Origin of the sequence: Pseudomonas sp. PDM17 (assembly GCF_014851985.1) — a bacterium.
In the GTDB taxonomy this organism is placed as follows: domain Bacteria; phylum Pseudomonadota; class Gammaproteobacteria; order Pseudomonadales; family Pseudomonadaceae; genus Pseudomonas.
Genome location: NZ_JACVAT010000010.1, coordinates 93,774 through 119,131, shown reverse-complemented (window position 1 = coordinate 119,131; position 25,358 = coordinate 93,774). Strand labels below are relative to the sequence as shown.

Annotated in this window: 22 protein-coding genes; 8 read left to right on the top strand and 14 right to left on the bottom strand. The window is 65.7% G+C overall.

Features of this window, described 5'->3' with window-relative positions; all coding sequences use genetic code 11:
* Positions 1-32: 32 nt before the first annotated feature.
* The 3 genes from holA to leuS all read right to left on the bottom strand — a co-directional run bounded on the left by holA (position 33) and on the right by leuS (position 4,423).
* Positions 33-1,070 carry a DNA polymerase III subunit delta gene (gene holA, locus IB256_RS28000; RefSeq protein WP_192290484.1) on the bottom strand — a complete coding sequence of 346 codons (1,038 nt, stop codon included), beginning with the start codon at positions 1,068-1,070 and terminating at the stop codon, positions 33-35.
* A 36-nt stretch (positions 1,071-1,106) separates the two neighbouring features.
* Complete coding sequence (gene lptE, locus IB256_RS27995; RefSeq protein ID WP_192404783.1) at positions 1,107-1,721, bottom strand: LPS assembly lipoprotein LptE; 615 nt, start codon at positions 1,719-1,721, stop codon at positions 1,107-1,109.
* Positions 1,722-1,801: 80 nt separating this feature from the next.
* Positions 1,802-4,423 (bottom strand): leucine--tRNA ligase, encoded by a 2,622-nt coding sequence (gene leuS, locus IB256_RS27990; protein WP_192404782.1) that lies wholly within the window; start codon positions 4,421-4,423, stop codon positions 1,802-1,804.
* 236 nt (positions 4,424-4,659) lie between these two features.
* Here leuS and IB256_RS27985 point away from each other — a divergent pair, with 236 nt between their 5' ends.
* A complete protein-coding gene (locus IB256_RS27985; protein WP_151189310.1) occupies positions 4,660-5,091 on the top strand; it encodes a hypothetical protein in 432 nt (143 codons plus the stop codon).
* 46 nt (positions 5,092-5,137) lie between these two features.
* Positions 5,138-5,899 carry a YdcF family protein gene (locus IB256_RS27980; protein WP_192290476.1) on the top strand — a complete coding sequence of 254 codons (762 nt, stop codon included), beginning with the start codon at positions 5,138-5,140 and terminating at the stop codon, positions 5,897-5,899.
* Positions 5,900-5,947: 48 nt separating this feature from the next.
* Here the strand turns inward: IB256_RS27980 and lnt are convergent, their stop codons facing one another.
* From lnt to miaB, 5 genes are all read right to left on the bottom strand, one after another.
* Complete coding sequence (gene lnt, locus IB256_RS27975) at positions 5,948-7,480, bottom strand: apolipoprotein N-acyltransferase (protein WP_192404781.1); 1,533 nt, start codon at positions 7,478-7,480, stop codon at positions 5,948-5,950.
* A gap of 224 nt (positions 7,481-7,704) precedes the next feature.
* Positions 7,705-8,544 (bottom strand): HlyC/CorC family transporter, encoded by an 840-nt coding sequence (locus IB256_RS27970; protein ID WP_015475436.1) that lies wholly within the window; start codon positions 8,542-8,544, stop codon positions 7,705-7,707.
* Positions 8,545-8,565: 21 nt separating this feature from the next.
* On the bottom strand, positions 8,566-9,027 hold the full coding sequence (gene ybeY / locus IB256_RS27965; protein WP_192290472.1) for an rRNA maturation RNase YbeY: 462 nt from the start codon (positions 9,025-9,027) through the stop codon (positions 8,566-8,568).
* A complete protein-coding gene (locus IB256_RS27960) occupies positions 9,020-10,021 on the bottom strand; it encodes a PhoH family protein (RefSeq protein ID WP_192290470.1) in 1,002 nt (333 codons plus the stop codon). Before IB256_RS27960 ends, ybeY begins: the two co-directional genes overlap by 8 nt.
* Before the next feature lie 125 nt (positions 10,022-10,146).
* Positions 10,147-11,484 carry a tRNA (N6-isopentenyl adenosine(37)-C2)-methylthiotransferase MiaB gene (gene miaB, locus IB256_RS27955; protein WP_192404780.1) on the bottom strand — a complete coding sequence of 446 codons (1,338 nt, stop codon included), beginning with the start codon at positions 11,482-11,484 and terminating at the stop codon, positions 10,147-10,149.
* A gap of 136 nt (positions 11,485-11,620) precedes the next feature.
* Here miaB and IB256_RS27950 point away from each other — a divergent pair, with 136 nt between their 5' ends.
* Positions 11,621-11,953 (top strand): DUF1820 family protein, encoded by a 333-nt coding sequence (locus tag IB256_RS27950; RefSeq protein ID WP_138216935.1) that lies wholly within the window; start codon positions 11,621-11,623, stop codon positions 11,951-11,953.
* Between the two features lie 167 nt (positions 11,954-12,120).
* Here IB256_RS27950 and IB256_RS27945 read toward each other — a convergent pair whose 3' ends face one another.
* From IB256_RS27945 to IB256_RS27930, 4 genes are all read right to left on the bottom strand, one after another.
* Positions 12,121-12,663, bottom strand: a complete 543-nt coding sequence (locus IB256_RS27945; protein WP_192404779.1) for a tetratricopeptide repeat protein — start codon at positions 12,661-12,663, stop codon at positions 12,121-12,123.
* Positions 12,664-12,892: 229 nt separating this feature from the next.
* Complete coding sequence (hemL, locus tag IB256_RS27940; protein WP_192404778.1) at positions 12,893-14,179, bottom strand: glutamate-1-semialdehyde 2,1-aminomutase; 1,287 nt, start codon at positions 14,177-14,179, stop codon at positions 12,893-12,895.
* Between the two features lie 41 nt (positions 14,180-14,220).
* The gene (thiE, locus tag IB256_RS27935; RefSeq protein ID WP_192404777.1) at positions 14,221-14,850 is read right to left on the bottom strand and encodes a thiamine phosphate synthase; all 630 of its coding nucleotides are present in this window, start codon (positions 14,848-14,850) and stop codon (positions 14,221-14,223) included.
* Between the two features lie 16 nt (positions 14,851-14,866).
* Positions 14,867-15,664: a hydroxymethylpyrimidine/phosphomethylpyrimidine kinase gene (locus IB256_RS27930; protein ID WP_192290462.1), complete on the bottom strand. Its 798-nt coding sequence runs from the start codon at positions 15,662-15,664 to the stop codon at positions 14,867-14,869.
* A gap of 208 nt (positions 15,665-15,872) precedes the next feature.
* Here IB256_RS27930 and IB256_RS27925 point away from each other — a divergent pair, with 208 nt between their 5' ends.
* Positions 15,873-18,263 carry a hybrid sensor histidine kinase/response regulator gene (locus IB256_RS27925; protein ID WP_192404776.1) on the top strand — a complete coding sequence of 797 codons (2,391 nt, stop codon included), beginning with the start codon at positions 15,873-15,875 and terminating at the stop codon, positions 18,261-18,263.
* A 66-nt stretch (positions 18,264-18,329) separates the two neighbouring features.
* On the opposite strand, the gene IB256_RS27920 is transcribed toward IB256_RS27925, so the two are convergent.
* A complete protein-coding gene (locus IB256_RS27920) occupies positions 18,330-19,349 on the bottom strand; it encodes a branched-chain amino acid aminotransferase (protein ID WP_192404775.1) in 1,020 nt (339 codons plus the stop codon).
* 369 nt (positions 19,350-19,718) lie between these two features.
* Positions 19,719-20,531 carry an IclR family transcriptional regulator gene (locus tag IB256_RS27915; RefSeq protein ID WP_192404774.1) on the bottom strand — a complete coding sequence of 271 codons (813 nt, stop codon included), beginning with the start codon at positions 20,529-20,531 and terminating at the stop codon, positions 19,719-19,721.
* A gap of 141 nt (positions 20,532-20,672) precedes the next feature.
* Here IB256_RS27915 and IB256_RS27910 point away from each other — a divergent pair, with 141 nt between their 5' ends.
* From IB256_RS27910 to IB256_RS27895, 4 genes are all read left to right on the top strand, one after another.
* A complete protein-coding gene (locus IB256_RS27910; RefSeq protein WP_192211188.1) occupies positions 20,673-21,059 on the top strand; it encodes a Zn-ribbon domain-containing OB-fold protein in 387 nt (128 codons plus the stop codon).
* The gene (locus tag IB256_RS27905; protein WP_081517175.1) at positions 21,056-22,207 is read left to right on the top strand and encodes a thiolase; all 1,152 of its coding nucleotides are present in this window, start codon (positions 21,056-21,058) and stop codon (positions 22,205-22,207) included. Before IB256_RS27910 ends, IB256_RS27905 begins: the two co-directional genes overlap by 4 nt.
* Positions 22,208-22,349: 142 nt before the next feature.
* The gene (locus IB256_RS27900) at positions 22,350-24,485 is read left to right on the top strand and encodes an acetate--CoA ligase family protein (RefSeq protein WP_192404773.1); all 2,136 of its coding nucleotides are present in this window, start codon (positions 22,350-22,352) and stop codon (positions 24,483-24,485) included.
* Positions 24,469-25,350: a MaoC/PaaZ C-terminal domain-containing protein gene (locus IB256_RS27895; RefSeq protein WP_192290453.1), complete on the top strand. Its 882-nt coding sequence runs from the start codon at positions 24,469-24,471 to the stop codon at positions 25,348-25,350. The genes IB256_RS27900 and IB256_RS27895 overlap by 17 nt, the downstream gene beginning before the upstream one ends.
* Positions 25,351-25,358: the final 8 nt, after the last annotated feature.

Sequence of the window (25,358 nt, the reverse complement as noted above, 5' to 3'; positions counted from 1 at the left end):
GCGCGGGCGTGGCCGGCACGTAACGGCTGAGGTCAGGCCGAAGGCAGGCCGATGCGCTGCCCTGCGACCAGCAGGGCGAGGCGGGCGAGGCTGTTCCAGACGTTGCCGGGTGCCTGCCCCTTGATCTGCGCATCGATCAGCTGGGCGTCCTGCAGCATCTGGTTCCAGCGCTGCGCGGTATGCCGCTGCAGAGCCTTGCTCATCAGCGGGCGGCGCTTGTCCCAGATGGGCGGGCGACACTGGCTGAAGGCCTTGTCCAGCGGTATACCCTGGCTGAACTGCTGAGCGAGGCTGGCGAGCACGCGGACTTCCCGGGCCAGGGCCCAGAGGATCACCGGTGGCTCGACGCCTTCGCCGCGCAGGCCCTCAAGCATTCGCAGGCAGTGGGCGGCTTCGCCGTTGAGGGCTGCATCGATCAGACCGAAGACGTCAAAACGCGCGCTGTCGGCCACGGCGGCCTGCACGGTATCGGCGTCGATCTGCTGGCCGTCGGCAAGCAGCTTGAGCTTTTCGATTTCCTGGGCGGCAGCCAGCAGGTTGCCTTCGACGCGCGCGGCAATCAGGTCAACGGCTTCCTGGCTGGCGGCGAGGCCGGCCTGGGACAGGCGCTGGCGAATCCACTGCGGCAGCTGGTGTACGTCGATAGGCCAGATCTGGATGAACTGGGCGGCATTGCCGTCGATCAGGGCCTTGGCCCATTTGGTCTTCTGCGTGCTGCCGTCGAGCTTGGGCAGGCTGACCAGCAGGACGGTGTCTTCCGGCGGGCGCTGCAGGTACTCCTGGAGGATCGCCGCGCCCTTGTCGCCGGGCTTGCCGGAGGGCAGGCGCAGTTCGATCAGGCGCTTTTCGGCGAACAGCGAGAGGCTGGCGCCGGCTTCGAGCAACTGGCCCCAGTCGAAGTTGGCTTCGGCGTTGAATACCTGGCGTTCGCCAAAATCGCGCTGGCGGCAGGCGGTGCGGATGGCGTCGCAGGCTTCCTGACAGAGCAACGGTTCGTCGCCGCTGACGACGTAGACGGGCGCGAGATTGCCTTGCAGGTGTTTGGCGAGTTGTCCGGGATTGAGCTTCATAATGAGAAAGGGGCCGGTTGGCCGGCCCCTTGTCGCTTACTGCGCTTTCGGGAATTCGATCGGCGATTGCTGCGGCTGAGACTTGGCAGCCTCGTCCGCGGCCTTCATCGCGTCCGCTTCGGCCTTGGCCTTGGCTTCTGCCTTGGCCTGCAGGTCGTCGAGCTGGGCCGGGGTGATCATCTGCAGGCGGGTAACCATCTGCTGGACCAGGTCGCGGCGCATTTCGGCACGAATCTGCTGGGCTTCCTGGTCGGAACCGATCAGGTTGTTCTCGTCCTGCACGTAGACCTTGCGGACCTGAACCTGGTTGGCGAGCAGCAGCAGGTTGTCGGTGCCACGAATCTCGTAGCTCAGGGTGTTGGTCAGTTCGTTTTCTGCGCTGCGCGCCGAACTGGTGTAGCTGACGCTACGCTGGGTCACGTCTTCGCGGGCGAGGATCAGGTGGTACGGCGCACGCGAGAGGACTTTCACGCCGCTGCCTTCAAGCACCTGCTTGAGCTGCGTGACGGTGTCGCCATAGGCGTTGCGCGCGCTCACGTCGATTTCCTTGAGCGCAAAGTTCGTATCGCCCAGGCCACGCAGTTGGAAACCGCAGGCGCTCAGCACGCTGGCCAGGCCGATCAGCGCGAGGCTGGTCAGGATACGTTTCATCAAGCTTCCCTCACTCCTGTTGATCCGGTATGCCCGTGGCGAAGGTGCCATGGGCGAATGGGTCTTTTCCAGCGTTGCTTTTAGTTGGCGACGATATTGACCAGCTTGCCGGGCACCACGATGACCTTGCGGATGGTCAGGCCGTCGGTGAAGCGCAGCACGTTCTCGTTGGCGCGGGCGGCCGCTTCGACGTCCTCGCGGCTGGCGCTGGCGGGCATTTCGATGTGGCCGCGCAGCTTGCCGTTTACCTGTACCACCAGTTGCAGGCTGTCCTGCACCAGAGCGGCTTCGTCGACCTGCGGCCAGCTGGCGTCAATCACGGCGCCGTCCTTGCCCAGCTCCTGCCAGACCACGTGGCAGATGTGCGGGGTGATCGGGGCGAGCAACAGGGTGACAGTTTCCAGGCCTTCCTGCAGCAGGGCGCGGTCGGCGGCGGAGTCGGTCGGGGCCTTCTCCAGCACGTTCATCAAGGTCATCACGGCGGCGATGGCGGTGTTGAATTTGTGGTGCTGGCCCACGTCCTGGCTGGCCTGGCGGATGGCCAGGTGGATGGCGCGGTGAATGGCCTTCTGTGCGTCGTCCAGCGCGGATTTGTCCACGGCGCCGGCAGGGCCTGCGTTGACGTGGGCCTGGGCCAGACGCCAGACGCGGCGCAGGAAGCGGTTGGCGCCTTCGATGCCGGAGTCGGACCATTCGCAGCTCATGTCCGGCGGCGAGGCGAACATCATGAACAGGCGGCAGGTGTCGGCGCCGTAGGCATCGATCATGGCCTGCGGATCCACGCCGTTGTTCTTGGACTTGGACATCTTCTCGGTGCCGCCGATTTCCACCGGCAGTCCGTCGGTTTTCAGGCGAGCGCCGATGACCTTGGCCTTGGCATCACGTTCGACTTCCACGTCCGCCGGGTTGAACCATTCCTTGCCACCGTTGGCGGCGACGCGGTAGTAGGTCTCGGCGACCACCATGCCCTGGGTCAGCAGGTTCTTGAACGGTTCGTCGGAGTCGATCAGGCCTTCGTCGCGCATCAGCTTGTGGAAGAAGCGCGCGTAGAGCAGGTGGAGGATGGCGTGCTCGATGCCGCCGATGTACTGGTCGACCGGCAGCCAGTAGTTGGCGGCCTTCTTGTCCAGCATGCCTTCTTCGAACTGCGGACAGGCGTAGCGGGCGAAGTACCAGGAGGACTCGACGAAGGTGTCCATGGTGTCGGTTTCGCGCTTGGCCGGCTGGCCGCATTTCGGGCAGCTGCACTCGTAGAACGACGGCAGTTTGGCCAGCGGCGAACCGGCGCCGTCCGGCACCACGTCTTCGGGCAGGACCACCGGCAGCTGGTCGGCCGGGACCGGCACGTCGCCACAGGTGTCGCAATGGATGATGGGGATCGGGCAACCCCAGTAGCGCTGGCGGCTGATGCCCCAGTCACGCAGGCGGAACTGGGTGCGCTGCTGGCCGAGGCTCTTGGCGGCGAGATCGGCGCCAATGGCGTCGAACGCGGCCTGGTAGCCGAGGCCATCGTACTTACCGGAGTTGACGGTGATGACGCTCTCATCCTTCAGGCCGTACCACTCTTTCCAGAGGGTCGATTCGAAGTCGTTGTCGGCATCGACCTGGGCGATCACTTGCTGGATCGGCAGGGTGTATTTGTTGGCGAACTCGAAATCACGCTCGTCGTGACCCGGCACGGCCATCACGGCGCCTTCGCCGTAGGTCATCAGGACGTAGTTGGCGATCCACACCGGCAGCTTGTCGCCAGTCAGCGGGTGCTCGACGAACAGGGAAGTGGCGACGCCTTTCTTCTCCTGGGTGGCGATGTCGGCTTCGGCGACGCCGCCGCGCTTGCACTCGTCGATGAACGCCTGCAGCGACGGATCGCGCTCGGCGGCCAGAGTGGCCAGCGGGTGCTCGGCGGCTACGGCGACGTAGGTGGCGCCCATCAGAGTGTCCGGACGGGTGGTGAAGACCTTCAGCTGGCCCGCTTCGCCGATGGAAGCCTGGTCATAGGGGAAGGCGATCTCCATGCCGCGGGACTTGCCGATCCAGTTGCGCTGCATGGTCTTGACCTGTTCTGGCCAGCCCGGCAGGTCGTCGAGGCTGGACAGCAGCTCTTCGGCGTACGCGGTGATCTTGAAGTAGTACATCGGGATTTCGCGCTTCTCGATCAGCGCGCCCGAACGCCAGCCACGGCCGTCGATGACCTGCTCGTTGGCCAGTACGGTCTGGTCCGCCGGGTCCCAGTTCACGGTACCGTTCTTGCGGTAGATCACGCCCTTCTCGAACAGGCGGGTGAACAGCCACTGTTCCCAGCGGTAGTAGTCCGGCTTGCAGGTGGTGACTTCGCGGGACCAGTCGATCGCCAGGCCCAGGCTGTTGAGCTGGGACTTCATATAGGCGATGTTGTCGTAGGTCCAGGCCGCCGGGGCGACGTTATTCTTCATCGCGGCGTTTTCCGCCGGCATGCCGAATGCGTCCCAGCCCATCGGCTGCAGGACGTTCTTGCCCTGCATGCGGTGGTAGCGGCTGATCACGTCACCGATGGTGTAGTTGCGCACGTGCCCCATGTGTAGCTTGCCGCTCGGATACGGGAACATCGACAGGCAGTAGAACTTCTCCTTGCCGGCGACTTCGTCGACGCGGAAAGAGTTGTGTTCGTTCCAGAAGTTCTGGGCCTGGGATTCGATCTCGAGAGGCTGATATTGCTCGTGCATGGCGCGATTTGAACCTGTACGGAAAAGAATTGTGCAGCCAGGAAGGTCGAGTGGCCCTTTCGCTGAACCGACCCCTGAGAAGACCCGGGCCGGGCGGCTACAGAAAGCCTCGTAGCATACATGACCCCCACTCGAGCCGGTAGCCCGCGCCGTTTGTCGCACGCTCGGTGTTGCACGGGGTGTGCCGCTAAGCTTTGCCTGAGGGCGGGAGGTTTCCGCCTGTCTTGAGGTGACTGATGGCTGAGCTGCATCGCGCAAGTGCTTCGGGTTCCGGTCTGTATGAACGGTTGTTGCAACGGCTCGCGCTGGCCCTGGATGAGGCCGACACCGCTGAGCGACTACGTGACGAATGCCCCGTGGAACTGGAGTTGCGCGGTTTGAGCAGTGCCGAGATGGAGTTGATCAGGGCTTATCTGGACCAGGATGTGAACTGGCTGCGTGGCTGGCATGCCGCGGCGGAGGAGCTCGCCATGCTGGAGCGTGCCCCGGCTCGGGTGCCGCGCCATGTGCGCCAACCCACACCGCCCAGCCGTCCCCGCCTGGTGACGCGCCCGCAGCAGCTGCAATGCGCGCTGTGCGGTTCGCCGGTGGCCTGGAGCCGCAATCAGGGCGTGCTGCCCTGCACTTCCTGTGGCTCGCAGTTGTTCCGCAACGCGAAGGCACGCTGACATTTCCCCGATCCGTTAGGCTTGGCGCCTCGACAAGGAGTCGCCAATGCCTATCCGCTTCATCCTCAAACAGATTTTCATGCCGCCGGGATTGCTGCTGCTGTTGCTCTTCCTGGGCTTCGTGCTGCGCCGGCGCTATCCGCGCTTGTCGGTGTTCTGCTTCTTTTCCGGTTTCCTCGGTCTGCTGGTGATGAGCCTGCCGGTGACGGTGGAGTGGGGCGCACGCCAGCTGGAGCAGCAGGATGCGCTGAAACAGACCGAGTGGGCGGGGCTGGCGCAGCGCGCCGACGCCATCGTGGTGCTCGGGGCTGGTCGGGTGCGCGGGGATAGCGCATGGGATGACGACCAGCCTGGCCTGATGGCCCGCGAGCGTATTCGCTATGCCGCACGCCTGGCCAAGGCCAGCGGCCTGCCAGTGCTGACTTCCGGCGGCCTGCACTACGGCACGCCGCCTTCCGAAGCGCAAATCATGGCGCGGAGCCTGCTGGACGATTACGGCGTGCCGGTGCGCTGGGAAGAGGGACGCAGCCGTACGACCTGGGAGAACGCCCGGTTCAGCGCTGACATGTTGCGCGAGGCCGGCGTCAAACGGGTGGTGCTGGTCACCAGTGCCATCCACATGCCGCGCTCGATCTGGAGCTTCGAGAAAGCAGGGCTGGAAGTGCTGCCGGCACCCTCGGGCTATATCGGCACGGACGACGTGGTGCCCATGGGCGGCTGGCTGCCGGAAGGGCGGGCGATCTGGCAGAGCGGGCAGTTGCTCAACGAGGCGATCGGGCTGGTTGGCTATCGGTTGTTCTACCGCTAGCCTCCGCCAAAAAAAAGGGCCTCGCAGTGGGGCCCTTTTTCGTTGGAATCAGCCGAACAGTCGGCGTTCTTCCGGGTGCGTACGGCGGCGTACCAGCGCCCACACCAGCAGCACGGCGCTGAGGATCGCCAGCGGCCAGACGCGCCACTGCAGATACGGCGTCAGGCCCTGCATCGGGACCACTTCGCCACGCAGCACGCCTTGCTGGAACTGCGGAATCTGCACCGCCAGCTTGCCGAACGGGTCGATCAGCGCGGTGACGCCGTTGTTGGTGCCGCGCACCATCCAGCGCCCGGCTTCCAGGGCGCGCATCTGCGCCATCTGCAGGTGCTGCAGCGGGCCGATGGAGGTGCCGAACCAGGCATCGTTGCTGATGGTCAACAGCAACTGGCTCTGCGCTGCGAGTTCGGCGGCGAATTCCGGGTAGACCACTTCGTAGCAGATGTACGGCGCCACGGAGTAGCCCTTGGCCTTGAGCAGCGGCTGATCGGCCGGGCCGCGGGCGAAGTCGGACATGGGCAGGTCGAAGAAGCTGATCAGGCCGCGCAGCAGGTCCTGCAGCGGGACGTATTCACCGAAGGGCACCAGCTTCTGCTTGAGGTAGTTGCCGCTGCCTTCGCCGACCACGGTGATGCCGTTGTAGTAGCGAATGCCTTCGGTGGTCTTCTCGCGTACCGGTACGCCGGTGATGAGCGCGGTTTTCTTGGCGGTGGCGACGCCGTTGATCATCTCCAGATAGCCGGTGGCCTGGTCCTTGAGCACCGGCACGGCGGTTTCCGGCCAGACGATCAGGTCGACGTCGTTCTGCTCGGCGGTCAGGTCGCGGTACAGCTCCAACTGGTGGGTGATGGCCTTCGGGTCCCACTTCATTTCCTGGGCGATGTTGCCCTGCAACGCGGCGACCTTCAGCGGTGCGCCGGCCGGGGTGGTCCAGGCGTGACCCTTGTAGCCCAGGCCCACGGCCCAGGGAGCGATCAGCAGGACCAGGCCGGTGACCAGGCGCGCCGGGCGTCGGGTCAGGGCCGGAATGTTGATGATCAGTGCGCCGGTCAGGGCTATGCCGAAGGACACCAGCCAGACGCCGCCCAGCGGGGCGAGGCCGGCCAGCGGGCCTTCCAGCTGGCTGTAGCCGGCGTAGAGCCAGGGGAAGCCGGTGAGGAACCAGCTGCGGAACAGCTCCAGCACCACCCACAGCGCAGCGAAGGCCAGTGCGTCGCTGACCGGCGCATTGTTGCGACGGAAGAACTTCGCCCAGACCCACGCAGGCAGGGCAAAGAAGAATGCCACGCCGGCACTGAAGCCGCCGACCAGGAAGCCGGCCAGTGGCCCGGACGCACCACCGAAGTTGTGGATGCTGAAGTAGATCCAGCTGGTGCCGGCGATGAAGGCGCCGAAGCCGTACCACCAGCCGCGCCAGAGCGCCGAACCCGCGGTGGTACCGCGCAGGCCGAGATAGAACAGGGCCAGCGAGAGCACTGCCAGCGGCCAGTAGCCGAACGGGGCCAGGGTCAGCGGCGTGAGCGCGCCGGCGGCCAGGGCGAGCAGGTGGCCTGGCAGGCCGGGGCGGGTGATCCAGCGCATCGGAAATCCTTGTTGCGGTTAAGCGATGCGCAAGAGTAATGGAGAGACGAACGGTAGGCTATGGGGATGAAAGCCAAAAGCCATGAGCTGACTGCGGCGGGATGTTGCAGGACGCGGAGGGTTTTTCTGTAGGAATTCAGCGAGGGGTGTTTCGCGCGCTCCTGTAGGAGCGGACTTTGTCCGCGATCGCGGGCATGGCCCGCTCCTACAGGGTGCGTGGTGGCTCAGTCCTGCAGCGGGGTGAGGCGCAGCAGGTGCAGCCGACGGCTGTCCGCGTTCAGCACGCGGAAGCGGAAGCCGCCCAGTTCGGTGGTTTCGTTGCGCTTGGGCAGGTGCCCGAAGGCGCTCATCACCACGCCGCCGACGGTGTCGAATTCCTCGTCGGAGAATTCCGCGCCGAAGAAATCGTTGAAGGCTTCCACCGGGGTCAGCGCCTTGACGATGAAGTCGCCACTGGGCAGCGGCTTGATGTAGCTGTCTTCCTCGACGTCGTGCTCGTCCTCGATGTCGCCGACGATCTGCTCCAGCACGTCCTCGATGGTCACCAGCCCCGCCACGCCGCCGTATTCGTCGATGACGATGGCCATGTGGTTGCGGTTGGCGCGGAACTCGCGCAGCAGCACGTTCAGGCGCTTGGACTCGGGCACGAAGGTGGCCGGGCGCAGCAGGTCCTTGATGTTGAAGGCGTGGTTCTGGTCGTGAAGGATCAGCGGCAGCAGGTCCTTGGCCAGCAGGACGCCCATGATGTCGTCCAGGCTCTCGCCGATCACCGGGTAACGCGAGTGCGCCGCTTCGATGATGGCCGGGAGGAAGTCGGCAGGTTTCTGCGTCGACTTGATGGAGATCATCTGCGAGCGCGGGATCATGATGTCGCGGACCTGGAGGTCCGCCACCTGGATCGCGCCTTCGACGATCGACAACGCTTCGCTGTCCAGCAGCTTGTTGTCGTGGGCTTCGCGCAGCAGCTCAAGCAGCTCCTGGCGGTTTCTCGGCTCATGGGCAAAAGCCTGGGTGATCTTGTCCAACCACGACTTGTGCCCATTGCTCGATCGGTCTTCGCTCATCTTTTCCTTGCTCGGTGGCTTTTATTCTTCATCGGCCGCGTATGGGTCCGGGTGACCCAGTTCAGCCAGCAATTCGCGTTCCAGGCCTTCCATTTCCTCGGCTTCTTCATCTTCGATGTGATCGTAGCCGAGCAGGTGGAGGCAGCCATGGATGACGAGGTGGGCCCAGTGGGCCTCGGCGGACTTGCCCTGTTCGGCGGCCTCGCGAGTGACCACGGGGGCGCAGATCACCAGGTCGCCGAGCAGCGGGATGTCCAGCAGCTCGTCGGGAACGTCGGCGGGGAAGGACAGTACGTTTGTGGCGTAGTCCTTGTGTCGCCAGGTCTTGTTCAGTTCGCGCCCTTCGGTTTCGTCCACCAGGCGGATGGTGAGTTCCGAATCATTCTGGCGTTGGCGCAGGGCCAGTTCGCACCAGTGGCGGAACTGCGCTTCGCTCGGCAGGCCGGTCGCTTCGGAGGCGACCTGCAGGTCCAGTTCAAGCATGCTTGTTGCCCTGGCCTTCTACGCCGGTCAGGCGATTCTCGTAGGCGTCGTAGGCATCGACGATGCGCTGCACCAACGGGTGACGCACGACGTCCTTGGACTTGAAGTGGGTGAAGCTGATGCCGGGGACGTCGCGCAGCACTTCCATCACGTGCTTCAGGCCCGAGCGCGTGCCTTTGGGCAGGTCGACCTGGGTAACGTCGCCAGTGATCACCGCGGTGGAGCCGAAGCCGATCCGGGTGAGGAACATCTTCATCTGTTCCATCGTGGTGTTCTGGCTTTCGTCGAGGATGATGAAGCTGTTGCTCAGCGTGCGGCCGCGCATATAGGCCAGCGGCGCGACTTCGATCACCTGGCGTTCGATCAGCTTGGCCACGGTCTCGAAGCCGAGCATCTCGTACAGTGCGTCATACAGCGGGCGCAGGTACGGGTCGATCTTCTGCGACAGGTCGCCGGGCAGGAAGCCGAGCTTCTCGCCGGCTTCGACCGCCGGGCGCACCAGCAGGATGCGGCGAATCTGCTCGCGCTCCAGGGCGTCCACGGCGCAGGCCACGGCGAGGTAAGTCTTGCCGGTGCCGGCCGGGCCGATGCCGAAGTTGATGTCGTGGTCGAGGATGGCCTTCACGTAGCGCTGCTGGTTCGCACCGCGCGGGCGGATGTGCGCCTGACGGGTCTTGAGCGTGACCAGCGGGGCGACGGGCTCGACGGAGAGCTCTTCCAGGCCGGACTCCTGCAGGAACAGGTGGACCATGTCAGGCGTCAGCTCGGTACCGTTCTGCACTTCGCGGTAGAGGCGCTGCAGGAGGTTTTCGGCCGCTTGGGTGCGCTCGGGGTCACCGACCAGTTCGAACTGGTTGCCGCGGTTGCGGATCTCGATGCCGAGGCGCTTCTCGATCTGGTGCAGGTGTTCGTCGAACTGACCGCACAGGTTGGCGAAGCTGCGGGCCTCGAAGGGCTCGAGCAGGAAACGATGGATATCCAGGGGGGCGTTCAAGGTGTTGTCTAAGTCGCCGTGCTTCAAAGGGAGATGGTCGAAGAATAACCCCGCGCGACCGAGTACGAAAGTTCAGTCGCCAAGGGGGTAGTCAACGGTCGGTTGCCAGTGACGTGCTTCTACTGTCAGTGGCGTGCTTCCACCAGGGTCGCGCGCAAGGAGTTTGGCAGCGCCTCGTAGATTTCCACGTCGACGAACTGGCCGATCAGGCGCGGATTGTCGCAGCGGAAGTTGACCACGCGGTTGTTCTCGGTGCGGCCCTGCAATTGGCCGGGGTCGCGCTTGGCGTAATCGGTGACGAGGATGCGCTGGATGGTGCCGACCATCCGTCGGCTGATCTCGAAACCCTGGTGGTTGAGGCGGCTGTTGAGCGTCAGCAGGCGCTGCTTCTTCACCTCGTCCGGAGTGTCGTCGGCCAGGTCGGCGGCCGGGGTGCCTGGGCGCGAGCTGTAGATGAAGGAGAAGGAGTAGTCGAAACCGACGTCCTCCACCAGCTTCAGGGTCTGCTCGAAGTCTTTCTCGGTCTCGCCGGGGAATCCGATGATGAAGTCCGAGCTGATGCAGATGTCCGGCACCGCCGCCTTCAGCTTGCGGATGCGCGACTTGAATTCCAGCGCGGTGTGGTTGCGCTTCATCGCCGCGAGGATGCGGTCGGAGCCGGCCTGTACCGGCAGGTGGACGAACTTCACCAGTTGCGGCACTTCGGCGTGGGCGGCGATCAGCGAGTCGGAGAATTCCAGCGGGTGCGAGGTGGTGTAGCGGATGCGCTCGATGCCATCGATCTCGGCGACCACGCGGATCAGTTCGGCAAAGTCGGCGATGCGCCCGTCGTGGGTCGGGCCCCGGTAGCCGTTGACGTTCTGGCCCAGCAGGGTGACTTCCTTCACGCCGTTCTCGGCCAGGTGGATCACCTCGGCCAGCACGTCGTCGAACGGGCGGCTGACTTCCTCGCCGCGGGTGTAGGGCACCACGCAGAAGGTGCAGTACTTGCTGCAGCCTTCCATCACCGAGACGAAGGCGGTAGGGCCGTCGACGCGTGGCTCGGGCAGGCGGTCGAACTTCTCGATTTCCGGGAAGGACACGTCCACCTGCGGTTTGCGGGTGGTGCGGGCGGCGTCGATCATTTCAGGCAGGCGGTGCAAAGTCTGCGGACCGAACACCACGTCGACGTACGGCGCGCGCTCGCGGATGGCCGCGCCTTCCTGGCTGGCCACACAGCCGCCGACGCCGATCACCAGGTCGGGGTTCTGCTGCTTGAGGGTGCGCCAGGCGCCCAGCTCGGAGAACACCTTCTCCTGGGCCTTCTCGCGGATCGAGCAGGTATTGAGCAGGATGACGTCGGCTTCTTCGGCCTTTTCGGTGATTTCCAGGGCCTGGTGTTCACCCAGCAGGTCGGCCATGCGCGAGCTGTCGTACTCGTTCATCTGGCAACCGTGGGTCTGGATGAAAAGCTTCTTGGCCATGGAACCTGTCTTGTTCTGGTTAAAAAATGACCGCGCATTATAAGCCCCGGTGCGGGCATCTGCCAGCGGCGGGCTTGAGGGGTGGTTGTCTGTGCTATGCTGCGTGCCCTTTTTGCAAAGCTGTCATCCTTCGTTCATGAGCAAGCGCGAGAACCCGATCTACAAGGTGGTCTTCCTCAACCAGGGCCAGGTGTACGAGATGTACGCCAAGCAGATCTACCAGAGCGATCTGTGGGGTTTCCTGGAGATTGAGGAGTTCGTCTTCGGCGAGCGCACCCAGGTGGTGGTGGACCCCAGCGAGGAGAAGCTCAAGGCGCAGTTCGACGGCGTCATCCGCAGCTTCGTGCCGTTGCACTCGATCATCCGCATCGACGAAGTGGAGCGCCTGGGCACCGCGAAGATCAGTGAGGCCAAGCCCAGCGGCAACGTGATGCCGTTCCCCATGCCGATGCCGGGCAAGGACAACTGACCTTCTGCGCTATTTTCTGAGCTGGACGCTGCTTCTGGCGGGTGGAAAACGCTGGGTGCCATGAGCTCTGAGTTCGGACCACGGAATCCAGTCTCAAACTGTAGGAGCGCGCCATGCGCGCGATCGCGGGCATGGCCCGCTCCTACACGTATCTACCGGGGCGTGAATCAGGGCAGTGGCGAGAACGGCGAATTGCCGGCGGTCTGCAGTTCGATCAGGTAGTTGCGGAAGATCTGTCCAAGCACCTTGGTGGCGATGTCCAATTCGTCCTTGTTCATCTGCTCGGCGACCAGGTCGGCGCTGTCCATGGCGTCTTCGGCGCCGTTGACCGCGGCCATCTTCAGCACGATGTAGGCCTGCACGTTGTTGGCCTTCACGCCTTCGCCACGGAAGAACATGGTGCCCAGGCGCAGCTGTGCGTCGGCGTGGCCTTGCAGCGAGGCTTTCTCGTACCAGTGCAGGGCGGCCTGGAAGTCGCGCGGCGCGCGCTCGCCGGTGTAGAAAAACTCCCCCAGTTCGAACTGCGCCTGTGCGTCGCCGGCGTTGGCGGCTTGCTGGCAGCTGGCCAGTGCCTGTTGCAGCTGTTCGGGCACGGTGTTCAGGGTGCAGCGTCCGGTGGCTGGAATCAGCAGCGAGTTGCCGCCCGCCTGAGTTAACAGGGGCAGTGCGAGCAACAGGCAGCCCAGCAGGGTGCGACCGGAACGGTACATGGGGAGAAACGGCCTCCAGGATCGGGGCGGGTAAAACCCGGCCAGCGAAATGCGCCAGCCTTCACATTATGAAATAAGCAGGCGCTTCCTTACAAAGTCTTTACCTTCTTTTCTGTTTTTTTGCTGGAAACGACTGTGATGGCGGGGTGAGTGTAACGCCGGGATAAAGCGCTGAAAGCATCGGGACAGAGCGGAAGGCGCCCGGACGGGCGCCTTCGCGTGGGGCGGCTTACTTGAGTGCGGCGAAAGCGCGCTCGGCGGCGTCCAGGGTCAGTTTCAGCTCGGTTTCGCCGTGGGCGATGGAGGTGAAGCCGGCCTCGAAGGCGCTCGGAGCCAGGTAGATGCCCGAATCCAGCATCAGGTGGAAGAAGCGCTTGAAGCGTTCCGCATCGCTGGTCATCACGTCGTCGAAGGTGACGATGTCATCGGCGCCGGTGAAGTACAGGCCGAACATCGCGGCACCCGCCTGGGTGGTCACGAAGGGAATGCCGGCGGCGTCGGCGCGCTCCTGCAGGCCTTGCAGCATGCGGGTGGTGTAGGTGGTCAGCTCGTCGTGGAAGCCGGGGCGGCTGATCAGGCGCAGGGTGGTCAGGCCGGCGGCCATGGCCAGCGGGTTACCCGACAGGGTGCCGGCCTGGTAGACCGGGCCGAGCGGGGAAATCTGCTCCATGATCTGACGCTTGCCGCCGAAGGCGCCCACCGGCATGCCGCCGCCGATGATCTTGCCGAAGGTCGACAGGTCCGGGGTAATGCCGTAGTGCGCCTGGGCACCACCCAGGGCCACGCGGAAGCCGGTCATCACTTCGTCGAAGATCAGTACCACGCCATGCTGGTCGCACAGGCTGCGCAGGCCTTCGAGGAAGCCCGGGGCCGGCGGCACACAGTTCATGTTGCCGGCGACCGGCTCGACGATGATGCAGGCCACGTCCTTGCCAACTTCGGCCAGGGTCTTCTCGACGGCGGCGATGTCGTTGTAGGGCAGGGTCAGGGTGTGCTTGGCGAAGGCCGCCGGCACGCCGGGGGAGTTCGGCACGCCGAAGGTCAGGGCGCCGGAACCGGCCTTCACCAGCAGGCTGTCGGAGTGGCCGTGGTAGCAGCCCTCGAACTTGATGATGCTGTCGCGGCCGGTGTAGCCGCGGGCCAGGCGAATGGCGCTCATGGTGGCTTCGGTGCCGGAGCTGACCATGCGCACCAGGTCCATGGACGGCACCAGGGAGCAGACCAGGTCGGCCATTTCCACTTCCAGCGCGGTCGGCGCGCCGTAGGACAGGCCGTGGTCGAGCTGCTTGCGCACGGCGTCGAGGACGTCCGGATGGCTGTGGCCGAGGATCATCGGGCCCCAGGAGCCGACGTAGTCGACGTAGCGCTTGTCATCCTCGTCCACCACGTAGGCGCCTTCCGCGTGCTTGAAGAACAGCGGGGTGCCGCCGACGCTCTTGAACGCGCGCACCGGCGAGTTCACGCCACCGGGGATGTGTTTCTGGGCATTGGCGAAAAGCGTTTCGGAACGGGACATGGTGTACCTCGCGAAGCTGTGAAGGGCTGGGCGCGTGGCGCTCAGCGGGTTTCGAAGAGTTGGCTGAAGGCGCGGGCGCGCTGTTCGACTTCGGCCGGGGTGTCGGCGGCGAACAGGGCGTGGATCACGGCGATCATGTCGGCGCCGCGGGCGATCAGCTCGGGCGCGTTGTCCAGGGTTACGCCGCCAATGGCCACCAGCGGCACGTTGAAGCGGGCCTTGGCCTGCTCCAGCAGTTCGACGCTGGCGGCGGACGCGCCGGGTTTGGTCTGGGAGGCGAAGAAGCGGCCGAAGGCGACGTAGCTGGCGCCCTCGGCAATGGCCTTCTCGGCCATCTCGAGGCTGGCGTGGCAGGTGCCGCCGATGACCGCGTCGCGGCCGAGCAGGGCGCGGGCGGCGGCCAGCGAGCCGTCGGTCTGCCCCAGGTGCACGCTGACGCCCAGGCGCGCGGCCAGTTCGGCGTCATCGTTGATCAGCAGCGTGGCACCGTAGCGCGCGCAGAGGTCGCGCAGGGCCTCGGCTTCGCGCAGGCGGCGCGAGGCGTCGTCGGACTTGTCGCGGTACTGCAGCAGTCTGGCGCCGCCCTTCAGGGCGGCTTCGACATAGGGCAGCAGGCGGCCGCCGTCGAGCAGCTGGCTGTCGGTGATGGCGTAGAGTCCGCGCAGTTTCATCAAGGCCTCGATCAGATCAGTTGCAGAAGTCCAGTGGCAGGCGGCGCGGCACGTATTGGCCGTGGCCAGGCGCTTCCGCGTCGCGCAGAGTGCGCCAGGTGTAGTCCAGGGCGCTGCGCACCGCGCTCACCAGTTCCTCGCCCAGGGCCAGGCGGCCGGCGAGGGTGCTCGCCAGGGTGCAGCCCGAGCCGTGGTAGCTGCCGGGCAGGCGCTGGCAGGTGAAGGTGTGGCGCTGGCCGTCGCGGGTGTACAGGCGATTGTGCACCTCGGACTCGTCGCCATGGCCGCCGGTGATCAGCAGGGTCTGGATATAAGGCAGCAGCTTGTCGGCGCACTCGTCCGCGGTGCCCTCGGGCAGTTCGGCGAGGATGCGCGCTTCGGGCAGGTTCGGGGTAGCCACTGCGGCAATCGGCAGCAGGCGTTCACGCATGGCGTAGCCCACGTCGTCCTTGCCCAGCGAGCCGCCGCCACCGGCGCGCAGCACCGGGTCGCAGACCAGCGGGATGCCCGGCAGGGACTGCATGACCTCCACGACCGTGTCGACCATCTGCACCGAGCCGAGCATGCCCAGCTTGACCGCAGCCACCGGCAGATCGGCGATCACGGCGTTGGCCTGGGCCAGCACCCACTCGCGGTCGAGCACGCGGAAGTCGGAAACGTTGACGGTATCCTGAACGGTCAGCGCGGTGACGGTCGGCGCCGCGTGGCAGCCTTGGGCGATCAGGGCTTCGATATCAGCCTGCAGGCCGGCACCGCCACTGGGGTCGTGGCCGGACAGGCAGAGCACTACGGGACGGGAGGCAGGTGTTTTCATGGCGCGGGAGCTTATCACCAAATCGCCACGCTGAGCTGACCGAACGGTCCAATGCGCATCGCCCGGCCGCGCCCTGCCCGAATGGTCGAATGCCACGGGCCACAAGGCCTGTGCTAGAGTTCGCCGATTCCAACACAACGCCTCCACGGCGCGCCAATGCAGGGGATGGGGATCTCCGGCGCAGCTGTCGGCGGCACTGCGGGGCACCATGCGGCACTGGCTGATCTTCCTGATCCTTCTCATCCTCTCGCCAGTGGCGGGCGCCATCAGCTTCGACGAGCACGTCGGGCAACTGCCCCTGGGGCGGGCGATGGATGTCTTCGAGGACGTGCGCGGCACGGCTGATATCGCCGAGATCAGTTCGCCGGCGCTGGCCGCCAGTTTTCGCCACCATGAGCGCGACGTGCTCAATGCCGGCTACTCGCGCTCGGTGTTCTGGTTGCGTCTGGACCTGGACTACCAGCCCGAGGCCTCGCGCGACCCGGCCAACTGGCTGCTGGAGCTGGCCTACCCGCCGCTGGACAAGCTCGACCTTTACCTGCCCGACGGCCAGGGCGGCTTCAAGCTGGCCCAGCGCACCGGCGACACCCTGCCGTTCGACAGCCGGCCGATCCGCCAGAACAACTACCTGTTCGACCTCAAGCTGGAACCGGGCAAGCCGTTGCGCGTCTACCTGCGCCTGGAAAGCCAGGGCTCGATCCAGGCGCCGCTGACGCTCTGGTCATCCAAGGCCTACCTGGAAGAGCAGCCGGGGCGCATCTATGTGCTGGGCATCATCTATGGCGTGTTGCTGGTGATGCTGATCTACAACCTGTTCATCTTCCTCAGCGTCCGCGACACCAGCTATCTCTATTACATCCTTTATATAGCCTCGTTCGGCTTCTACCAGATCTCGGTCAACGGCGCCGGCATCGAGTACTTCTGGCCGAACAACCCCTGGTGGGCCAACGCCGCCACGCCTTTCCTGATCGGTTCGGCCGGCCTGTTCGGCTGCCAGTTCGCCCGCAGCTTCCTGCATACCCGCGAGCACAGTCTGTGGATCGACCGCATCCTGCGCGTGCTGATGGGGGTTGGCGCGCTGGTGATGGTGCTGGCGCTGACCGTCAGCTACGCCATCGCCCTGCGGCTGGCCACCTACCTGGCGCTGGCCTTCACCGTGGTGATCTTCACTGCCGGCATCGTCGCCTGGCTGCGCGGCATGCGCGTGGCGCGCTACTTCATTTTTGCCTGGAGCGCCTTTCTGCTCGGCGGAGTCATCAACACGCTGATGGTGCTGGGCTTGCTGCCCAACGTCTTCCTGACCATGTACGCCAGCCAGATCGGTTCGGCGCTGGAGGTCGGCCTGCTGTCCCTGGCGCTGGCGGACCGCATCAATGCCATGAAGGAGGAGCGCACGCGCATCCTCCAGGAAACCAGCCGCAAGCTGGAGCAGCTGAACCTGGAGCTGGCCAGCAGCAACCGCCTGAAGGACGAATTCCTCGCTACCGTCACCCATGAACTGCGCACGCCCATGAGCGGGGTGATCGGTTCGCTGGAGCTGATGCAGACGGTGCCCATGGACATCGAGTTGGCGCAGTATCACAAGACTGCCACCGGCTCGGCGCGCGACATGATGCGCATGGTCAACGACATCCTCGCGCTGATCGAGCTGCAGGCCGGCAAGCTCTATCCGCGCCGCGAGCCGTTCAGTCTGCGCGGCCTGTGCGACGGCCTGCGCGCGCAGTACGCGCCGCGTGCCGAAGAGCGCGGACTGCGCTTCGTCCTGCAGCTGGACGAGAGCCTGCCCGACACCCTTGAGGGCGATGCCGGCAAGCTGACCCAGGCGCTGGGCTACCTGATCGACAACGCCATCAAGTTCACCCACCAGGGTGGTGTCCACCTGCGGGTGGCCGGTGTGCCGAACAACGAAGGGCTGGCGCTGCGCATCGAAGTGCAGGACAGCGGCATCGGCTTTTCCACTCCGCCGGATGGCGCGCTGTACCAGCGCTTCTTCCAGCTCGACGGATCGCTGACCCGCGAGTACGGCGGCCTTGGTATTGGCCTGGCACTGACCCGCAAGCTGGTTGCGTTGCTGGGCGGTACGCTGAGCCACGAATCCAAGCCGGGGCAGGGCAGTCGCTTTGCCCTGGAGCTGCATGTCGGCCAGCCGGTGCAGGGCATCGCTCCGCCGCCGCGTCGCGCGGGCGGTCAAGTACTGCGCAGTCCCGACCAGTGCACCGTGCTGGTGGTGGAGGACAACGCCATCAACCAGCTGGTGATTCGCGGCATGCTGCTCAAGCTCGGCTACCGCGTGCGCACGGCCGACAACGGCGCCGAAGCCATCGAGCTGCTGCGCCGGGAAGCCATCGACACCGTGCTGCTGGATTGCCAGATGCCGGTGATGGACGGCTTCGCCACCTGCCGGGCGATTCGCACGCTGCCGCGTTGCGCCGACCTGCCGGTGCTGGCGATCACCGCCCACAGCCACAGCGGCGACCGCGAGCGCTGCCTGGCTGCGGGGATGAGCGACTACATGGCCAAGCCGGTGAAGTTCGAGGAGCTGCAGGCGCTGCTCCATGACTGGCTGCTGTGTCAGCCGGCGCTGCCCAGTCCGGCCTGAGTGGTGCGCCTGAAATGAAAACGCCCGGCATCTGCCGGGCGTTTTCGTTGGGGTTGCGGGTCAGGTTCAGACCTTGACGACCCAGCCTTCCGGACCTTCCACGTCACCCTTCTGGATACCGGTCAGCTCTTCGTAGAGGCGACGGGTCACCGGGCCGACGTCTTCGCGGCTGAAGAATACGTGCAGGTTGTCCTTGTACTGGATGCCGCCGATCGGGGTGATCACCGCTGCGGTACCGCAGGCGCCGGCTTCCTTGAAGCGGGCCAGGTCGTCGATCTGCACGTCGCCTTCGACCACTTTCAGGCCCAGGCGCTGTTCGGCCAGCTGCATCAGCGACAGGCGGGTGATGCCCGGCAGCACCGAGCTGGAGCGCGGGGTGACGAACTCGTTGTCATGGGTGATGGCGAAGAAGTTGGCCGAGCCCACTTCCTCGATGCGGCTGTGGGTGGCCGGGTCGAGGTAGATGCAGTCGGCGAAGCCTTCTTTCTTGGCCTGGGCGCCCGGCATCAGGCTGGCGGCGTAGTTGCCGCCGACCTTGGCGGCGCCGGTGCCGTTGGGGGCGGCGCGGTCGTAGGTGGAGATCACGAAGTCATGGGGCTTCATGCCGCCCTTGAAGTAGGCGCCGACCGGGATGCAGAACACCGAGAAGATGAATTCCGGAGCCGGGCGCACGCCGATGTTGTCGCCCACGCCGATCACGAACGGGCGCAGGTACAGCGCGCCGCCCGATCCGTATGGGGGGATGAAGCGCTCATTGGCGCGCACGACCTGCTTGCAGGCCTCGATGAACTGCTCTTCGGACACTTGCGGCATCAGTACGCGGGCGCAGCTGCGGGCCATGCGCGCGGCGTTCTGGTCCGGGCGGAACAGGTTGATCGAGCCGTCCTTGCAGCGGTAGGCCTTCAGGCCTTCGAAGCACTGCTGGCCGTAGTGCAGGGCGGAGGAGCCTTCGCTGATGTGCAGGGTGTTGTCTTCGGTCAGCTTGCCGTCGTCCCACAGACCATCGCGCCAGTGGGAGATGTAGCGGAAGTCGGTCTTGATGTAATCGAATCCGAGCGTGCCCCAATCGATGTCTTTCTGTTCCATGGTTGCCTCATTCAATGGGATTACCTGCGGCTGCCGCGAGCCATGCAAGGCCGGCGAACATCCGGGCAGAAGGTTTGGCGGGCTCTGGCGGCGGGTCGCCTGAATCGCAAGGGATTCAGGCGTGCGGCGGGAACGGTGTTCTCCGCGGGATGGTCACCGCCAGGACTCCATCAAGACTTGCCATGATACCGGCGATAGTCGCGGCTGTGGGCCCCTGGCGGCGAATATCGCTGCCATCAGTCGCATCGGGAATGCTGCGACGCGGGCGCCGGCGCGCGGGGTTTTGCTGTGCGGTTTCGCGCCGGGGCCGTTGTTCTTGTCGAAGTCATCCATTCACATGAATGTCATTTCATATGTTGAATGACGGAGCTATTCCGCTGGGCTGATGGCGCTTTGCGGGAACAGTGAGCGGCTGATGAAACAGGCTGTCTCGTGCAGGCTGGCGCCGATCTGCTCGAGCTTCTCGCGGTCGTGCTGGGCGCTGATGCCGATGCCGGAAATGATAAAGCGTGGCTGGCGGTCGTGGTCGATGATCGCGCTGGCGACCATGCTGACGCCGCGATACAGGTGGTCCTGGTCGATGGCCCAGCCGCGCTCCAGCGTGGCAGCGGCGTCGCGGCGGTACTCCTCGAAGTTCGGTGGACTCTCCCAGCGCACGCGGGTCAGGCGGCGTCGCAGTTCATCCTCGGGGAGGTTGCGCAGCCCGGCGATGCAGCGCCCGGCGGCGCCTACCAGTTCCGGCAAGCGCGAGCCCACGGCGACGTTGACGTGCGCCACGGTCGGCGCGGACACGGCGATCACGCGGATGTGCGCATCGTCGGTGACCTGCCACAAGGTGATCAGGATGTGGTGGCTGGTGCTCAGGCGTTCCAGTTCCGGCTGGATCAGGTCGGCGTAGCTGCGGCCAATGAAACTCACTGCCAGCTCAGACAGGCCCAGGCCCAGGCGATAGGTCTTGGTCTCGTTGTCGAACGAGGTCAGCTGCTCGTTGCTCAGCGTGCGCAGGATATTGAAGGTAGTGCTTGGGCTGATGCCGGTGGCGCGGGCGATGGCGGTTGCGCCCTCGGGGCCTTCGGCATTGGCCAGGTGGCGCAGGATCTGGATGGCATTCACCACGGCGCCGACATCCTTGGCGCTGCCGGTGCGTTTGCTGGCTTCTTCGACGGTCTTTTCAGTGGTCATATTCTGTATTCTGATTGACATTCAGTATTGTGAATGTATTCTGGCCCTGCGACGCCTGCAACGGCTTCCGTGAAGCTGGCTTGGCATGGGCGGTAACGCACTTTGCAACAAAGGCAGAACAAGAACAAAGGAGAAACCTCAATGGTGGATTTCCCCGACCGCAACATGCCAGGGCCAGAGGCGCAGTACCTCGCCTTCCTCGCCCAGGGTCGCTTCATGTTGCAGCGCAGCGCCTCCACCGGCCGGCACGTGTTCTACCCGCGCACCCAGGTGCCCGGCAGCGGCGAAACGGACCTGGAATGGGTTCCCGCCAGTGGCCTGGGCACCCTTTATGCCCTGACCGTCAACCGCGCCCGCAGCGGTGACTACAACGTCGCCCTGGTCGACCTCGACGAAGGCGTGCGCATGATGTCCCGTATCGAAGGTCACCTCAGTCTGCCCATCGGCACCCGCCTCAAGGCGCGCATCGCTCAGCAGGACAGCGGCCCCGCCGTCGTCTTCGAGCCCCTGACGGAGGCACAGTCATGAGCCAGGTCCTGCGCGGCAAGACCGCCATCGTCGGCATCGGCAGCGCCGGTATCGGCGAAGCCCACGGCTACAGCGCCATGGAACTGCTCGGCCAGGCCTCGATGAAGGCCATCGCCGATGCGGGTCTTGCGCTCTCGGACATCGACGCGGTGTTCTCGGCCACCAGCTCCCACGCCTTCCCGACGCTCTCGGTCTGCGAGTACCTCGGCATCAAGCCGAAATTCGTCGACGGCACCAACGTCGGCGGCTCCAGCTTCGAGCTGCATCTGCTGCAGGCGACCCTGGCCCTGGAAGCCGGCCTGTGTGATGCGGCGCTGATCTGCTACGGCTCCAACCAGCGCACTGCCGGCGGCAAGCTGGTGTCGATGAGCGAGCCGCAGTGGCACGAGACGCCCTACCAGCCGCGCCACCCGATCACCGCTTACGCGCTGGCCGCCAGCCGCCACATGCATCAATACGGCACCACCCGCGAGCACCTGGCCGAAGTGGCCGTGGCGGCGCGCGGTTGGGCCAACCTCAACCCCGAGGCCTTTGCCCGTGGCCCGCTGAGCATCGATGAGGTGCTCGCCGCACGGATGGTCAGCGACCCGCTGAGCAAGGCCGACTGCTGCCTGGTCACCGATGGTGGCGGCGCCTGCGTGATGGTGCGTGCCGACCGCGCGCGCGACCTGCCCAAAGCGCCGATCTATTTCCTCGGCGCCGCTGGCGCGCAGTGGCACCGCTCCATCGTCGCCATGCCTGACCTCACTGTCACCGCCGCTTCCGAGAGCGGCCCGCGGGCCATGCAGATGGCCGGGGTGAAGCACTCGGACATCGACCTGGTGATGGTCTACGACGCCTTCACCATCAATACGATCCTGTTCCTCGAAGACCTCGGCTTCTGCCCGAAGGGCGAGGGTGGTCGCTTCGTCCAGGGCGGACGCATCGCTCCTGGCGGCGAACTGGCGGTGAACACCAACGGTGGCGGGCTGTCCTGTGTGCATCCGGGCATGTACGGCATGTTCCTGATCATCGAGGCGGTCACCCAGCTGCGCCGCCAGGCCGGTGAACGCCAGCTGAAGAAGGCCGACGTGGCGCTGCTGCACGGCAACGGCGGCACCTTGTCCAGCCAGGTGACGGCACTGCTCGGCACCCAAGCGGTGCTCTGAAAGCCCGTGCTCTGAAATTCAGGGCTCTGAAACCCAGGGCCGACGCTCCCGGTGGCTGCTGCCCGCAGCCTGCCGTGGATGCGCTCGCCCTCGCGCCGGCACGCAAACGCCCGGCACCCGCTACTTGTTCAGGTGGAACGTCATGTCAGTGAGTCACTTGCAACACACCGGTTTCTCCAGTCTCACCCCTCTGGTGCAGCCGCGCTCGGTCGCCGTGGTCGGCGCTTCCAGCGACCCGCACCGCATCGGCGGCCGCCCCATTGCCTACATGCTGCGCAACGGCTTTTCCGGGCGCATCCTGCCGGTGAACCCCAACCGCACGGAGATCCAGGGCCTGCCGGCCTACGCCAGCGTCGATGCGCTGCCCGAGGCGCCGGACGTGGCGATCATCGCGGTGCCGGCGCCGCAGGTGCTGGAGACCGTCCAGGCGCTGGGCCGCAAGGGCGCGCGCAGCGCCATCGTGTTCTCCTCCGGCTTCAGCGAGGTCGGCGAGGAAGGCGTGGCCATGCAGGACGCCATCGTCGAAGCCGCCCGCGCGGCGAACATGCGTCTGCTGGGGCCGAACGCGCTGGGCGTGTTCAACGCCAACCTGGGCTACTACGCCTTCTTCTCCACCAGCCTGGAACGCGGCATTCCGCTGGCCGGGCGGGTCGGCATCGCCACCCAGTCCGGCGCCTACGGTGCGCACCTGCTCGGCCTGTCGCGGCAGCGCGGGCTGGGCACGCCAATCTGCGTCGCCACCGGCAACGAAGCCGACGTCACCCTGGGCGACGCCATCGGCTGGCTGGTGGAGTCGCCGGAGATCGACGTGGTAATGGCCTACGCCGAATCGATCCGCAACGTCGACAGCTTCCTCGCCGCCCTCGAAGCGGCCCATCGCGCCGGCAAGCCGGTGATCCTGCACAAGGTCGGGCGCAGCGAGCTGGGCGGCCGCGCGGCCATGTCGCACACCGCTTCCCTGGCCGGCGACGACAAGGTGCTCGACGCGGTGCTGGCCGATTACGCGGTGGTGCGCGCGCGCACCACCGAGGAGCTGGTGGACATCGCCTACCTCGCCACCCAGCGCATCTACCCGGTGAACAACAGCCTGGGAATGATCACCGTCAGCGGTGGCGCCGGCATCATCGTCAGCGACGCCGCCGAGGACTTCGGCCTGCCTATGCCGCCGATGCCCGAAGCGGCCCAGGCACGCCTGAAGCAGCGCCTGCACTACGCCTCGCCGCTCAACCCGGTGGACTGCACCGCCCAGGCGTTGAACGACCTGAGCCTGGTCCACGATTTCACTGAATCCATGGTGGTGGACGGCGGTTACCGCTCGTTGATCGCCTTCTTCACCCAGGCCGGCACGGCTGCCTCCATCGGCCCGCGCCTGGCCGAGCAGTTCGCGCGGATCAAGGTCGATCATCCGGACCGCCTGTTCGTGGTCTCGGTGATGGGCGAGGGCGAGGAGCTGGCGCCGTACCAGAAGGCCGGCTTTGCCCTGTTCGAGGATCCGACCCGCGCGGTGCGCGCCATCCAGGCCATGGGCCAGCTGGGGGAGGCCTTCGCCCGCCCGCTGCGCAGGATTCCCGCGCCCGGCGGTGTCGAGCTACCCGCCAGCACGCCCGGTGAGGCCGAAGCCAAACAATTGCTCGCGCGCGCCGGCATCGAATCGGCGCCCGAGCGCGTGCTGAAAAACGCAGCCGAAGCCGCCGCCTTCGCCGAACAGATCGGCTTCCCGGTGGTGCTGAAAATCGCCTCGGCAGACATCCTGCACAAGTCGGAAATCGGCGGCGTGCTACTCAACGTCAGCAGCTCCCAGGCCGTGCGCGAAGGCTACGACCTGTTGCTCCAGCGAGCAGCCGAACACGCGCCGAACGCCCGCCTCGACGGCGTGCTGGTGGCCCGCCAGCTGCAGGGCGGCGTGGAGTGCTTCATGGGTATCCAGCGCGACCCGCAGTTCGGGCCGGTGGCCGTGTTCGGCCTCGGCGGCATCTTCGTCGAAGTGCTCAAGGACGTGGTGTTCCGCCGCTGCCCGTTCGGCGTCGACGAGGCTGAGCAGATGATCCGCAGTATCAAGGGCGCACCGCTGCTGCTGGGGGCGCGTGGTCGTCCGGTGACCGACATCAGGGCGCTGTCGCGGGTGCTCGCGCAGCTCTCGCAGTTCGCTGCCGAGGCCGGTCCGCGCCTGCGTTCGGTCGACCTCAACCCGGTCTTCGCCATGCCCGAGGGGCAGGGCGCGTGGGCTGCCGATGCGGTGCTGGAAGTGGAGGAGGTGGCCCATGGCGCTGAATCCTGAGCACCTGCTGAACTACCCGATCCCCGAAGTTCGGCAGCGTTTCAGCCGCCACGACAGCGCCTTTTACGCGCTGTCGGTGGGCCTCGGCGCCGACCCGATGGACGAGCACCAACTGACCTTCGTCGACGCCAACCGCGACCTCCAGGCGCTGCCCTGCATGGCCGTGGTTCTCGGTCACCCCGGCTTCTGGCTGGGCAATCCGGATACCGGCGTCGATGCCCTGCGCCTGGTCCATGGCGAGCAGAGTATCGAGTGGCTGAAACCGCTGCCGGTGGAAGGCGAAGTGATCGGCCGCACCCGCGTCACCGGCCTGGTGGACAAAGGTGCTGGCAAGGGCGCGCTGCTCTATAGCGAGAAAGTCGTCAGTGACGCGCAGAGCGGCGAGGTGCTGGCGATTGCCCGTGGCACCACCTTCCTGCGCGGTGACGGCGGCTTCGGCGGCGACAGTCAGTCGCTCAGTCAGCCGCACCGTCTGCCCGAGCAGGCGCCAGACCTGGTCATCGACTTGCCGACCCGCCCGGAACAGGCGCTGCACTATCGCCTCAACGGCGACGACAACCCGATCCACGCCAGCCCCGCGGCGGCCGCTCGCGGTGGTTTCCCGCGACCGATTCTGCACGGCCTGTGCACCCTCGGCGTGGCCTTCCATGCGCTGCTGCGCGGCTTCGCCGATTACCGCGCGGAGCGCTTCGCCCACCTGCAGGTGCGCTTCTCGGCACCGGTATTCCCGGGCGAAACCCTGCGTACGGAAATCTGGAATGACGGCTCCTTCCGCACCCGCGTCGTCGAGCGCGACGTGGTGGTGCTGGACAACGGCCGCGTGAGCCTGACCCCGGAGCGTGGAGAACCAGCCGGGCGGGCCTAGCGCGACGA